At 48.9% G+C, this 282-nt stretch carries 1 protein-coding gene; it reads left to right on the top strand.

The annotated features are described in order from the left end of the window. A partial coding sequence (locus tag H5975_RS08520) for an IS30 family transposase (RefSeq protein WP_204785650.1) occupies positions 1-282 on the top strand: 282 nt, incomplete at both ends.

Below are 282 nucleotides of genomic sequence, written 5' to 3'. Positions count from 1 at the left end.
CCGATTTGCCTGATCATGGAATTCGTCGTCATCGTGCTAAAGAAAAGCGTGGTACGTTCAGTCACGGCCGCTCCATTGAGGAGCGTTCTCATAAAGTCGAAACTCGCCAAGAATTCGGCCACTTTGAAGCTGATACCGTACTTTCTGGCAAACGTAAAGGTCAAGCTGTGGCGACTTTTGTGGAGCGTAAGAGTCGCCTGACAATTGTTAAACGGCTCCATGGTCGCGACAGTCAGTCCATGACTCAAGCCGTACTTGAACTAGCTAGTCAACTTCAAGACA

This window comes from Limosilactobacillus coleohominis, from assembly GCF_016901675.1.
GTDB lineage: Bacteria > Bacillota > Bacilli > Lactobacillales > Lactobacillaceae > Limosilactobacillus > Limosilactobacillus intestinavium.
The sequence above is the reverse complement of the archived record's forward strand: the minus strand, read 5'-3'. Positions and strand labels throughout refer to the sequence as shown.